Below are 12609 nucleotides of genomic sequence, written 5' to 3' on the forward strand. Positions count from 1 at the left end.
CGGCACCCTCACCATCACCACACCCACCGGGTACAGCAAAGACACCGACGAACCACCCTTCTAAGCGCCGGCACTGCACAGGGTCTGCCCAGCGCCGGTCGCTAGCCTGAGGGCAGGTCGCTGGTGAGCGGCCCCGGACGAGGGATCAGTACCCGGAAAGCGACAAGACTGGCCACGGGAGTGGAATCATGTCGTGGATCGTGCTGATCGCATCCGGAGTGCTCGAGGCCGTCTGGGCCACCGCACTCGGTAAGTCAGTCGGCTTCACCAAGCTGTGGCCGACGGTCATCTTCGTCGGCGGCCTCATCGCCAGCATGGGCGGTCTGGCGCTCGCGATGCGCAGCATTCCCATCGGCACCGCCTACGCCGTGTGGGTCGGCATCGGCGCCGCCCTCACCGTCGGCTGGTCGATGATCACCGGCGACGCGAGCATCTCGTGGGTGAAGCTCGCCCTGATCGTCGGCCTGGTCGGCTGCGTCGTCGGGCTCAAGCTCGTCGATCACTGACCTGACGCGGGGGTCATCCGCGTTGACGAGGATGCGGGCGTGCTCGTCGGCATAGCGGCGATAGCGCATCGCCGCGGGCCACGTCTTTACCGCGCAGCGTCGCATCCGTGAGCCTGCGCTGCAGCGCGGCATCCCCGCCGGTCAGCGCACTGGATCGGAGCGAGAAGCGGAGCGAGAGGAGCGCGGCAGCCGCACCGCCCGCGATGAGGGCGGATGCAATCGCCCCGAGTATGCCGTCGACGGAGGTGTCGGCTTCCGCGCTCGCGCGAATGGCGACCACGATCGCCCCGGCCAGGAGAACGACGATCACCACGCCGATGACGATCAGTATGGTGCCGACCACCTCGTCTCGGCTCACCGGTCTCCAGGTGCCCGAGGGTCGGGATGGTCGAGGAGTTCGCACGTCACTCCTCCGAGGCATCGATGAGCCCGCGTTCTTCGGTTCCCGCGTCCCCTTCGTCAGCAAGGGGCTGATCGAGGTCTGCCACATGGTCGCGCAGGTACGCCCGCGCATTGCGGGTGCGCAGGATCGTCTGCACGATGAACCAGACGTACACGATGGCGAGGAGAGGCAGCAGGATGGCGCTGATGAGCGAGCCGGGTCCGCGAGCGAGCATCGACGCCTGCTGCAGACCGATGCCGCAGTACAGCAGGGTGAGAAAGATGACTGAGAAGACGAGGAGTGTGGGGACGAGAGTGGCATAGCGCACGGCGGCCCGTCTCTCCTGAGTGTCCAGCAGAAGCCTCTTGCGCCGCAGGACGACCTTGACGATGACGCGTGCTCGGGTTACATCGCTCCCCAGCGCCTCGCGTAGCCTGCGGTTCATGGGCGCTGCAAGGACGATTCCGGTGAGGGCGGACACGAAGAATCCGGCCTGCAGCGCGAAACTGACGGGCGTCCACACCTTGTCGGCATCCTCTAACAAGCCCACGCTGATGAAGATGACGATGACGATGACTGCCGTGACCACGAAGGCGGCGGCAATGATCGCGACTCTGACCCAGATCTCCTTCCGAGTCCACGCCGTCGCGGGCCGTTGGGGCCGAGGATGCGACTGCTCGTGTCGCATGAGCGCACGCCCGACGACGATCGCGATGCCGAGCAGGATCGCCGCCACGACGATGAAGACAGCGGGAAGCCAGGCCGGTGCACCCACGAGCACGGCCCAGAGAATGATCGCGAGAACGCCGAGTGCCTCCACGGCGATCGTCCATCCGAGCAGCCGCCGGAAGAAGCGACGCGCGTCCGGCGAAACGCTCATGTCCCAGTAGGCCAGCACGGCGCCGAGGAACACCGGCGCATAGATGAAGACGGTGAGTGCGGTCGTGCTCAGCAGGATAAATCCCGGCGCCACATGCGGGGTCGTGCGAATCAGCAGGAAGATCGCGCCGAGCAGCAACGCCGTCGCGACGATGGTCGACACCACATTCGCAAGCACTCGCACGATGACCCCTCTCGATGGAGGCGGCTGCGTCGCACGCCACGCGAAGTCAACCGGAATGACACCGTCGGTGTCCAGCGTTTCGCGGGAAGGTGCGCTGACGTTCCCGCTCAGCTGATCAGGACCGCGCCGAAGGCGAGCGCCGCGATGAACACCCACGAGGTGAGGCCGACGACGAGGGCGCGCCAGCCGGTGCGGGCGAGCTCCTTGACCCGGATCGAGGCGCCGAGCGCGAACAGCGCCATCGCGAGCAGTGCCGTCTGCACGACGTCCGCGGCGCTCAGCACCGCATCCGGGATCGGCAGGAACGAGCGCAGCAGCACGGCGCCGACGAAGCCCGCGACGAAGAGGGGCACGATCGGCGGGCGCGGGCCCGTCGCATCCGTCGCGCGTCGTCGCTCGATCGCCGCCGCGATCGCGACCATCGGGGCGAGCAGCAGCACGCGGGTGAGCTTGACGATGACGGCGACGGCGAGCGCGGCCGTTCCCGCGATCTGTGCGGTCGCGACCACTTGGCCCACATCGTGGACTCCCGCGCCGACCCAGTGCCCGAACTGCAGGTCGGTGAGCCCGAGCGGATGCCACAGCGCCGGAAGCACGGCGATCGCGAGGGTGCCGCACAGGGTGACGAGGGCGACCGGGGTGGCTTGCTCGTCCTCGCGCGCCTTCACGACGCCGCCCATGGCGCCGATGGCGGATGCGCCGCAGATCGAGAAGCCGCTCGCCACGAGCAGCGGCTGATGGCCCGGCAGCCCGATGGCGCGGCCGAGCCAGAGCGTGCCGACGAAGGTGAGCACGAGGACGAGTACCGTCGTGGCGATCGTGACCCAGCCGAGGCTCGCGATGTCACCCAGACTCAGCTTGAGGCCGAGGAGCACGACACCGATGCGCAGGAGCCTGCGCGCGGCGACCTTGAGCCCTGGTGAGAGCGCCCCGTCGAGCCAGCGACGAGCGAGAGGGATCTGTCCGACGATGATGCCGAGCACGACCACGGCCGTGAGCAGGGGGATGGCGGGCACGAGCGTGTGCACGCCCCATGCGAGCAGCGCCGCGATCCCGGCGACGAGGAGACCCGGAAGCAGACGCACGCCTCAACGCTAGCGTCGCTGAGTCATTCGAGCGTTCCCTTCGACAGGCTCAGGGAACAGACTCCAGGCTCAGGGAACAGACTCCAGCTCAGGGAACAGACTCCAGGCTCAGGGAACAGACTCCAGGCTCAGGGAACAGACTGGCGTCCGCTCACGCACCCCAGCTCGTCACCCACATGTGCAGGTGCCAATACCAGTAGGGGATCGTCTCGCCCGTCCACAGCGGCCAGAAGAACACCGACACGAGCGCACACACCAACAGGTAGGCCGCGACGATGCCGATGCCGCGCTGGCGCTTCCACCAGACATCCGTTCGCCGCCCGAGGATGAGCGCGAGCACGAAGGTGAGCGCGAGGATCATGTAGGGCTCGAAGGCGATCGTGTAGAACTGGAACACCGTGCGGTGCAGGTACAGAAGCCACGGCAGGTAGGCGCCCACCATTCCCATGAGGATGAGGCCCACGCGCCATTCGCGGTAGCGGGCCAGCCGGTAGACGAGGTAGAACAGCGCCGCCGTGGCCGCCCACCAGATGAGCGGGTTCGCGATGCCGTCGATATTGGCCGCGCAGGCGTCTGTACTGCACCCGTCTTGTGGGCCGCTGCTGACGTAGGACATGTTCGTCGGCCGGATCATGAACAGCCAGGTCAGCGGATTCGCCGCGTACGGATGCGATGCGTCCAGGCCCACGTGCCAGCCGTAGGCCATCACGTGGTAGTGCCAGAGCGACTGCAGCGAACGCGGTACCCAGGCCAGGGCGCCGGTCCAGGCATTGCCGGGATCCTCGGCCCAGTGCCGGTCGTAGCCGCCGCTCGTGAGGAACCACCCCGTCCAGCTGGCGAGGTAGGTGATGACGGCGATCGGTACAAGCAGCACGAAGTTGATCGGGCCCTGCTTGAGGATCGCCGAGCTCGCCCAGAACGAGACGCCCGCGCGCCGACGGGCGAAGGCGTCGACCGCGATCGAGTACACGCCGAACGCGGCGAGCATGTAGATGCCCGACCATTTCGTGGCCGCCATGAGGCCGAAGCACAGGCCGGCGGCGATCAGCCACGGTCGCCACCAGAGCGCCGGGCCCCAGGTGCTCTGCGCATCCGGCCCCCGACGGGCGAACCAGCCGGCGAGCCGTCTCTCGCTCCAGCCGCGGTCCAGCAGCACCGCTCCGAACCCGAGCAGTCCGAAGAACATGACCATTCCGTCGAGCAGGCCGACCCGCGACATGACGATCGCGTTGCCGTCGATGGCGAACAGCAGGCCAGCGATGACGGCGAGGATCGTCGAGCCCGCGAACAGCTTGCGTGCGATGAGCATGATGAGCAGCACGGCCAGCGTGCCGACGACGGCCGTGCCGAACCGCCAGCCGAAGCTGTTGCCGGCTCCGAAGAGCGCCATGCCCGCCCCGATGATCCACTTGCCGATCGGCGGATGCACGACGTACGAGCCATCGGTGTTGTAGATGTCGGTGTTGCCGGCATTGAAGGCCTTGTCGGCATCCGCGGGCCAGCTCGCCTCGTAGCCGAGGTTCCAGAGCGTGTAGCCGTCCTTCACGTAGAAGGTCTCGTCGAAGACGAGGGAGTGCGGGTTGCCGAGATTCCACAGCCGCAGCACGGCGGCCAGCAGGGTGACGACGAGCGGTGCCCCCCAGTACCAGAGCCGTTGCCGCAGGGGAGTGCGCAGCGTGTGAGCCCACCAGTCGTCGAGGCGGCTGCCGCGCGGCTCGTCGAGCTCGGAATCGAGCTCGAGATCCGCATCCGCCGCCGCGAGGGCCGGTGTCGGAGCGGTCGGCGGCGCTGTGGTCATGCGGTTATCGTAGGCGACCGATCCCACTCCCCGGCTGCGAGCGGCCGGGGAGTGGCACGCGCGCCGAAACGTGGGGCGCCCGCGTGCGGGAGACTGGACGCATGATCATCCTCGCGGCCACGCCCATCGGCAATCTCGGGGATGCCTCTGCTCGGCTCATCGAGGCGCTCCGGAGCGCCCAGGTTATCGCCGCAGAAGACACCCGCGTGACCCAGCGATTGATGGCCGCCCTCGGTGTCGAGAACCGCCCGCGGCTGATCGCCCTGCACGACCACAACGAACGGGTGCGGGCGGCCGACCTCGTGGAGCTGGCGCGCGATGCCGACGTACTCGTTCTAAGCGACGCCGGCATGCCGACGGTCTCGGACCCGGGCTTCCACCTCGTGGACGCGGCGGCCGCGGCGGGGGTCACCGTGACCGCCATCCCCGGCCCCAGCGCGGTGCTCACGGCACTCGCCGTGTCGGGGCTTCCCACCGACCGGTTCAGCTTCGAGGGCTTCGCCCCGCGCAAGCAGGGTGAGCGGTTGGCGGCCCTGCGGGCCCTGGCCGACGAGCGCCGCACCATGGTCTTCTTCGAGTCGCCGAATCGGCTGGCCGCCACCCTGGCCGACATGGGTAGCGCCTTCGGGAGCGACCGGCGCATCGCCGTGTGCCGAGAGCTCACCAAGCTCTATGAGGAGGTGCGGCGCGGCACGGCCGCCGAGCTCGTCGAGTGGGCGGAAGCCGGAGTCAAGGGCGAGATCTGCATCGTGGTCGGCGGCGCCCCGAAGCGCAGCGCCGACCTGGGTGAGGGCATCGCCGAGGTGCTGGCCCGCGTGGCCCAGGGCGCTCGCATGAAGGAGGCCGCGGCATCCGTCGCCGAGGAGCGCGGACTGGGCAAGCGCGACCTCTACGAGGGGGCGCTCGCCGCCCGTCGCTGAACCTGCTTCACCGTTCTCCCGGAAGACCCTCGAAAGGGGGGACAATGTGACGGGGAGGTGCAACGTGGCACGCGCAGTCAGGTTCACGGAGTTCGGGGGTCCCGAGGTTCTGCAGGTCGTCGACATCGAGACGCCTGTTCCGGGTGAGGGCGAGGTGCTCGTCGAGGTCGTCGCCGCGGGAACCAATCCGGTGGAGAGCGCCATTCGCAGCGGGGTCTATCCCGAGCGCTGGCCGGTCAGCTTTCCCGAAGGCCAGGGTCGCGACCTGGCGGGAGTCGTGACGGCGGTGGGGCCGGGCGTCACGCGGTTCAAGCCCCGCGACGAGGTGATGGGGTTCGTGGCGCGCGGCTCGCACGCGACCCACGTGGCCGTTCCCGAGAGCCAGCTCGCCCGCAAGCCGCACGGCGTCGCGTGGGAGATCGCCGGCAGCCTGTACGTGGCGGGCACGACCGCCATCGACGCGCTGCGCGACACCGGGGTGGGCAAGGGCGACACACTGCTCGTCACCTCCGCGGCCGGCGGGGTCGGCGGCCTCACCGTGCAGCTGGCACTGCGCGCCGGCGCCCAGGTCGTCGGCACCGTCGCCGAGCGCAACTTCGACTACCTCCGGATGCTGGGGGCCACGCCGGTCGCATACGGTCCCGACCTGGCCGCACGCATCCGCGACGTCGCTCCCCAGGGCATCAGCGCGCTGGCCGACTTCTTCGGCGGCGACAGCGTCGACGTGGCGATCCAGCTCGGCGTCGCACCCGCGCGCATCAGCACCGTGCTGAACTGGGAGGCCGTCGACGACTACGGCGTCGAGCGTGCAACGGCCGGTGACGTGCACGAATTGCTCACGGTGGCCGAACTCATGGAGCAGCACAAGCTGCGCATGCCCATTGCAGACGTGTTCTCCCTAGACGAGGTGCAGGCCGCCTACCGGCAGCTCGACCGCCGCGAGTCGCTCGGCAAGATCGTCATCGGCATGCATCCGGTCAAGTACCGCAACCAGCACACCCGCAACGTCGACCTCAAGCAGCAGGACGCGACTCTGGGGGTGCCGACTCCGCACCAGCCGGTGGGGTCGGCCGAGGCTCTGCCTCCGGTTTTCGGTCACCGGCGAGGGCACGCCCCCACTGAGCCCGGGGATCCGCGTCCAGCAGGAGAAGCTTGAGCAGCAGGGTGAGCGGCACGGCGAGCAGGGCGCCGAGGGGTCCGAGCACGAAGCTCCAGAAGAACACCGAGGCGAACGTGATGGTGAAGCCGAGGCTCACTGCGACGGCCACGAACCGAGGCTGAACGAGCACCTGCAGCGTCACGTTGACCACGCAGTAGACGGCGATCACGATGAGACACAGGCCCCATCCGCCGGTGATGAGCGCCATCGCAGCAGGCGGGACGACGCCGATGACGAAGCCCACGTTCGGGATGAAGTTCGTGATGAACGCGAGCACCGCCCAGATGAAGGCCCCCGGCACTCCGAGCGCCCACAGGATCACGCCGTCGAGCACGGCGACGATGGCGCCGAAGATGGCGTTGACCACCATGTAACTGCGCACGCCCGACGCGAACGTGCTGAGAGCGCCGATGACATGCGTGCGGGATGCGCGGAAGCGCTCGAAGAGCGGCGCGATGTAGGCGGCATCCGCGGCCATGAAGAGCACGTACGCGAAGACGAGCACGATCGCCGTGACCGAGTTCAGCAGCGACTTCGCCCCGCTCAGCACGAGGCCGACGAGAGTGCCGGGATTGACGGCTCCGGTGAGGGCGTCGGTCTGGTCCTTGCTGAGGCCGAGTGAACGCACCCAGTCGGTGAGGGCCTTCGCTTGGTCGGTGAAGTCGTCGGCGCTGTCGGTGACGAGCCGGGCGAACTGGGCGAGCGCGAGGGCGAGCAGCCCCAGCAGCACCAGGAGGATGAGGTAGACGATCACGATGACCGCGACCGTGGCGAGCGTGCGCGACCAGCCGCGCTTCTCTAAGTGCGCCCGCACGGGGTGCGCGATGATCACGAGCACGACGGCGAGCACGATCGGCCCGATGATCTCGCGCGCCGCGAACATGCCGGCGAAGGCGACGGCGGCTGCGGCGAGCGTGATCAGAACCCGCGTGGCGAGGGAGAGACCGACGGGAGCCACCGCTGTTCCCGGCTCTTCGACGTGCTCATCGGCATCGGTCTGCCGCTGCTCGGCGTGCCGGCCGGCGGGGGTGGGAGCATCCGTCATGGGCTCATGCTCGCAGGGGCGGAGGCCGAATGTAACCCGTTGCGCTCGCGAATAGGATGGTGCTCATGCCCACCGGTTCGTCCTTCTACATCACCACGCCGATTTTCTATGTGAACGACGTTCCCCACATCGGGCACGCCTACACCGAGGTCGCCGCGGATGTGCTCGCCCGGTGGCACCGCCAGCGCGGCGAGGACACCTGGATGCTGACCGGCACCGACGAGCACGGGCAGAAGATCCTGCGCACGGCCACCGCCAACGGCGTGACGCCCCAGGAGTGGGCCGACAAGCTCGTCGCCGAGGCGTGGAAGCCGCTGCTGGAGACCGTCGACCTCGCCAACGACGACTTCATCCGCACGACCGACGAACGGCACGAGAAGAACGTGCAGAAGTTCCTGCAGCACCTCTACGACGAGGGCCACATCTACACGGGCGAGTACGAGGGCTACTACTGCGTCGGGTGCGAGGAGTACAAGCAGCCGAGCGAGCTGGTCGACGGCGAAGGCGAATACGCGGGGCAGGTGGTGTGCGCCATCCACTCCAAGCCGGTGGAGCTGCTCAACGAGCGCAACTACTTCTTCCGCATGAGCGCGTTCGGCGACCGCCTGCTCGCACTCTACGAGGAGCGGCCGGATTTCGTGCAGCCCGAGAGCGCGCGCAACGAGGTGCTCTCGTTCGTGCGGCAGGGCCTGGCCGACCTCTCCATCTCGCGCACCTCGTTCGACTGGGGCATCAAGGTGCCCTGGGATGAGTCGCACGTGGTCTACGTGTGGTTCGACGCCCTGCTGAACTACATCACCGCGGTCGGGTACGGCGCCGACGACGAGGAGTTCTCCCGACGCTGGCCCGCCACCCACATCGTGGGCAAGGACATCCTGCGCTTCCACGCCGTCATCTGGCCGGCCATGCTGATGGCCGCCGGCATCGAGGTGCCGCGCCAGGTCTTCGGCCACGGCTGGCTGCTCGTGGGCGGCGAGAAGATGAGCAAGAGCAAGCTCACCGGCATCGCACCCTCGCAGATCATCGACACTTTCGGGTCCGACGCCTTCCGCTACTACTTCCTGCGGGCCATCGCCTTCGGGCAGGACGGCTCGTTCTCGTGGGAGGACCTCGCCGCCCGCTACCAGGCCGAACTCGCGAACGGCTTCGGCAACCTCGCCTCGCGCGTCATCGCCATGGTCACCCGCTACAGCGACGGGGTCGTGCCCGCCGCGGGCGAGTTGCAGGAGCCCGACCTGGCCATCCAGCAGCTCGAGCGTGCGGTGACGGATGCCGCGGGCGCGGCCATCGATCGCCTCGCGATCCACGAGGCGATCGGCTCCGTCTGGGAACTCGTCGACGCCCTCAACGGCTACATCACGGAGCAGGAGCCGTGGGCCATAGCGAAGGACCCTGCGCGCCGGGAACGGCTCGAGACCGTGCTGTCGGTCATCGTGCGGGGCGTGGGAACACTCGCCGTGCTGCTCTCGCCGGTGACGCCCAAGGCCGCAGCCAAGCTGTGGACCGCGATCGGCGGCGAGGGCGAACTCGCCGAGCAGCGCATCGACCGCGCGTTCGAGTGGGCCGGTGGCGAGCGCGTACAGCCCCTCGAGGCCCTGTTCCCGCGTATCGAGGTGGGCAGTGAGTAACGAGTCGCCACCCGTCGGCTTCGCGCGCCAGCGCGAGGAGAACGAGGCGCGCCACGTGGAGTACCCGCCGCTTCCCGAGGCGCTCACGGTGGGCGTCTACGACAACCACACGCACCTCGACCCCTCGAGCGCACTGCACTCCGACGACGACGCCTCCATCGGTCTCGACTACCGGGAGCACCTCGACCGCGCCTCCTCGGTCGGCATCCGTGGCGTCGTGCAGGTCGGAACCGACGTCGCGAGCTCGCAGTGGTCGGCCCAGACGGCCGCGATCGAGCCGCGCATGCTGGCGGCCGTGGCCATCCACCCCAACGAGGCGGCCGAGCTGGCCGAGCGCGGCGAGCTCGATGCCGCGCTCGCCGAGATCGATCGGCTGGCCGGGCTGCCGCGCGTGGTCGCCGCCGGTGAGACGGGGCTGGACTACTACCGCACCGAGAGCGCCGCGGGCCGGCGGGCTCAGCTGGCATCGTTCGAGGCGCACATCGAGATCGCCAAGCGCCACGGCATCGCCCTGCAGATCCACGACCGCGAGGCGCACTCCGACGTGATCTCGACCCTGCGCCGGCTCGGGGCGCCGGAACGCACCGTCTTCCACTGCTTCTCAGGCGATGAGGAGATGGCGCGGGTCTGCGCCGACGAGGGCTGGTACCTCTCCTTCGCCGGCAACATCACCTTCAAGAACGCGCAGAACCTGCGTGATGCCCTCGCCGCCGTGCCGCGCGCGCAGGTGCTCGTCGAGACGGATGCCCCCTACCTCACGCCCGTGCCCGTTCGCGGCCGTCCGAACGCGCCCTACCTCATCCCGCACACGCTGCGGGCCATGGCGGACTACCTGCAGACCGATGTCAGCGTGCTCGCCGCCCAGGTGAGCTCGAACACCGAGCTCGTCTACGGCGACTGGAACGCCGAGGCGGTCGCCGCGCCCGACCTCGAACCCGGAGAGCTGGCGTGAGCCAGACCGGGCTGCTCGGTCCGGCCGAGATCCGCGACCTCGCCGAGCTGCTCGGTGTCACGCCGACGAAGAAGCTCGGCCAGAACTTCGTCATCGATGCCAACACGGTGCGGCGCATCGTGAAGACCGCCGGCGTGCAGCACGGCGAGCACGTCGTCGAGATCGGTCCCGGACTCGGGTCGCTCACGCTCGGACTGACGGAGGCGGGCGCATCCGTCGTCGCCGTGGAGATCGACGGGCGCCTCGCCGAGCAGTTGCCGAAGACGGTCGAACTGCAACAGCCCGGAGCCTCCCTGACGGTCGTGCACCAGGACGCGATGCGCGTGCACGAGCTGCCCGGCGATCCGGTGCGGCTGGTCGCCAACCTGCCCTACAACGTCTCGGTTCCGGTGCTGCTGCACTTTCTCGAGACGTTCCCGTCCATCCGCTCCGGCGTCGTCATGGTGCAGGCAGAGGTGGGGCAGCGGCTGGCGGCGGCTCCGGGATCCAAGATCTACGGCGGACCGAGCGTGAAGGCGGCATGGTGGGGGCAGTGGCGCCTCGCCGGCACCGTGAGCCGCCAGGTGTTCTGGCCGGTGCCGAACGTGGATTCCGTGCTCGTCGCCTTCGAGCGGCGAACGGATGCGCTGGGCACGGATGCCGAGCGGCTCGCGACCTTCGCCCTCGTCGACGGGGCGTTCCAGCAGCGCCGCAAGATGCTGCGGCAATCGCTCTCGGGGGTGCTGGGCGATTCCGCCCGGGCCGCTGCGGCGCTCGAAGGGGCGGGACTTGCGGCGACGGCCCGGGGCGAAGAGCTCACGGTTCACGACTTCCTGAGGGTCGCCAGAGCGAGCGCGACGAGCTGAGCGACACGCCCGATCAGCCCGGCCGCGTGGCCTAGGTTAGGGCTATGACCATGCCGGAGCCCACGGAGCAGGTGCACGCGCGGGCGCCCGGCAAGATCAACGTGTTCCTCAAGGTCGGCGCCCGGCAGGACGACGGATACCATGACCTGGCCACCGCGTACCAGGCCGTCTCGCTCTTCGAGGAGGTGCGCGCCTCGCCGGCCGACGACTTCTCGGTGGAGTTCTCGGGCAGCGTCGACACCTCCGGCCTGGCCACCGACGGGTCGAACCTCGCCATCAAGGCGGCCCGCATGCTCGCCCGCAAGACCGGGTACCGCGGGGGAGTGCACCTCGAGATCGAGAAGAACGTTCCGATCGCCGGGGGCATGGGCGGCGGCTCTGCCGATGCCGCCGCGACGCTGCTGGCCTGCGACGCGCTCTGGGGCACGGAGTGTACCCGCGACGACCTGCTGATGCTGGGCTCCCGGCTCGGCGCCGACGTGCCGTTCGCGCTGCTCGGCGGCACCGCCATCGGAACCGGGCGCGGCGACCAGCTCAGTCCCGCTCTCGCGCAGGGAACCTTCCACTGGGTGCTCGCGATCGCGGAGTTCGGCATGTCGACGCCGGGCGTCTACCAGGAGCTCGACCGTCATCGTGAGCGCCACGCTCGCGACATCCGCCCGGTGGAGGCTGCGCCCAACGTGGACGCCGAGGTGCTGCACGCCCTGCGCGCCGGGGATGCGCGCATGCTCGCCGACGCGCTTTTCAACGATCTGCAGGCGCCCGCGCTGCATCTGGCGCCGGGGCTCGGGCGCATCCTCGAGCTCGGGGAGGAGAACGGAGCGCTCGCCGGCATCGTCTCGGGGTCGGGGCCGACCACGGCCTTCCTCACGGCAGATGCGGATGCCGCCCTCGAACTGCAGGTCGCCCTCTCGGCCGCGCGGCTCACCGCCGTGCGTGCGCACGGCCCGGTGCACGGCGCCCGCCTCATCCACGAGTAGGGCTGCGAGAACGCAAATTCGGCGGGTTTCCGCTGCTCCGCACCCCCATTTTCTGGGGATTGGGCGAGGGTCACCCACCTTTTCTGCGGGCTGGATGCGGTCGCGGCTCGAGAACGCAGATTCCGCGGGTCGCTGCCGGTCTTTGCCGTCGAGAACGCAGATTCGGTGGGTCGCCGCCGCTGGGAACCCTCAGTTTCTACGGATTGGGAGAAAGGTCATCCACCTTTTCTGCGGGTTGGATGCTGG

Annotated in this window: 11 protein-coding genes, 1 pseudogene and 1 riboswitch; of the genes and pseudogenes, 7 read left to right on the forward strand and 5 right to left on the reverse strand. The window is 69.0% G+C overall.

Annotated features, from left to right (window positions below; all coding sequences use genetic code 11):
• Positions 1–112 precede the first annotated feature (112 nt).
• A riboswitch (guanidine-III (ykkC-III) riboswitch) is annotated at positions 113–177 on the forward strand.
• 11 nt (positions 178–188) lie between these two features.
• Positions 189–506, forward strand: coding sequence for a DMT family transporter (locus WDJ51_RS02945; RefSeq protein ID WP_337850940.1), 318 nt, complete (start codon positions 189–191; stop codon positions 504–506).
• A 13-nt stretch (positions 507–519) separates the two neighbouring features.
• Here the strand turns inward: WDJ51_RS02945 and WDJ51_RS02950 are convergent, their stop codons facing one another.
• The 4 genes from WDJ51_RS02950 to WDJ51_RS02965 all read right to left on the reverse strand — a co-directional run bounded on the left by WDJ51_RS02950 (position 520) and on the right by WDJ51_RS02965 (position 4834).
• A complete protein-coding gene (locus WDJ51_RS02950) occupies positions 520–864 on the reverse strand; it encodes a hypothetical protein (protein ID WP_337850941.1) in 345 nt (114 codons plus the stop codon).
• A 46-nt stretch (positions 865–910) separates the two neighbouring features.
• Positions 911–1951 (reverse strand): hypothetical protein, encoded by a 1041-nt coding sequence (locus tag WDJ51_RS02955; RefSeq protein WP_337850942.1) that lies wholly within the window; start codon positions 1949–1951, stop codon positions 911–913.
• Positions 1952–2058: 107 nt separating this feature from the next.
• Positions 2059–3036, reverse strand: coding sequence for a YeiH family protein (locus tag WDJ51_RS02960; RefSeq protein ID WP_337850943.1), 978 nt, complete (start codon positions 3034–3036; stop codon positions 2059–2061).
• 151 nt (positions 3037–3187) lie between these two features.
• The gene (locus WDJ51_RS02965; RefSeq protein ID WP_337850944.1) at positions 3188–4834 is read right to left on the reverse strand and encodes a dolichyl-phosphate-mannose--protein mannosyltransferase; all 1647 of its coding nucleotides are present in this window, start codon (positions 4832–4834) and stop codon (positions 3188–3190) included.
• A gap of 101 nt (positions 4835–4935) precedes the next feature.
• Here WDJ51_RS02965 and rsmI point away from each other — a divergent pair, with 101 nt between their 5' ends.
• Positions 4936–5754 carry a 16S rRNA (cytidine(1402)-2'-O)-methyltransferase gene (gene rsmI, locus WDJ51_RS02970; RefSeq protein ID WP_337850945.1) on the forward strand — a complete coding sequence of 273 codons (819 nt, stop codon included), beginning with the start codon at positions 4936–4938 and terminating at the stop codon, positions 5752–5754.
• Positions 5755–5908: 154 nt separating this feature from the next.
• A pseudogene (locus WDJ51_RS02975) lies at positions 5909–6706 on the forward strand (NADP-dependent oxidoreductase); the annotation flags it as partial.
• A gap of 61 nt (positions 6707–6767) precedes the next feature.
• On the opposite strand, the gene WDJ51_RS02980 reads toward WDJ51_RS02975, so the two are convergent.
• Positions 6768–7958: an AI-2E family transporter gene (locus WDJ51_RS02980; protein WP_443218454.1), complete on the reverse strand. Its 1191-nt coding sequence runs from the start codon at positions 7956–7958 to the stop codon at positions 6768–6770.
• A 65-nt stretch (positions 7959–8023) separates the two neighbouring features.
• On the opposite strand from WDJ51_RS02980, the gene metG reads away from it, so the two are divergent.
• From metG to WDJ51_RS03000, 4 genes are read left to right on the forward strand one after another with little or no spacing between them, the layout of a single operon-like run.
• The gene (gene metG / locus WDJ51_RS02985) at positions 8024–9586 is read left to right on the forward strand and encodes a methionine--tRNA ligase (protein ID WP_337850947.1); all 1563 of its coding nucleotides are present in this window, start codon (positions 8024–8026) and stop codon (positions 9584–9586) included.
• On the forward strand, positions 9579–10538 hold the full coding sequence (locus tag WDJ51_RS02990) for a TatD family hydrolase (protein WP_337850948.1): 960 nt from the start codon (positions 9579–9581) through the stop codon (positions 10536–10538). The genes metG and WDJ51_RS02990 overlap by 8 nt, the downstream gene beginning before the upstream one ends.
• Positions 10535–11383, forward strand: a complete 849-nt coding sequence (rsmA, locus tag WDJ51_RS02995) for a 16S rRNA (adenine(1518)-N(6)/adenine(1519)-N(6))-dimethyltransferase RsmA (RefSeq protein WP_337850949.1) — start codon at positions 10535–10537, stop codon at positions 11381–11383. Before WDJ51_RS02990 ends, rsmA begins: the two co-directional genes overlap by 4 nt.
• A gap of 44 nt (positions 11384–11427) precedes the next feature.
• A complete protein-coding gene (locus tag WDJ51_RS03000) occupies positions 11428–12363 on the forward strand; it encodes a 4-(cytidine 5'-diphospho)-2-C-methyl-D-erythritol kinase (protein ID WP_337850950.1) in 936 nt (311 codons plus the stop codon).
• Positions 12364–12609: the final 246 nt, after the last annotated feature.

It is taken from the genome of Rathayibacter sp. YIM 133350, assembly GCF_037404875.1.
Lineage (GTDB): Bacteria > Actinomycetota > Actinomycetes > Actinomycetales > Microbacteriaceae > Orlajensenia.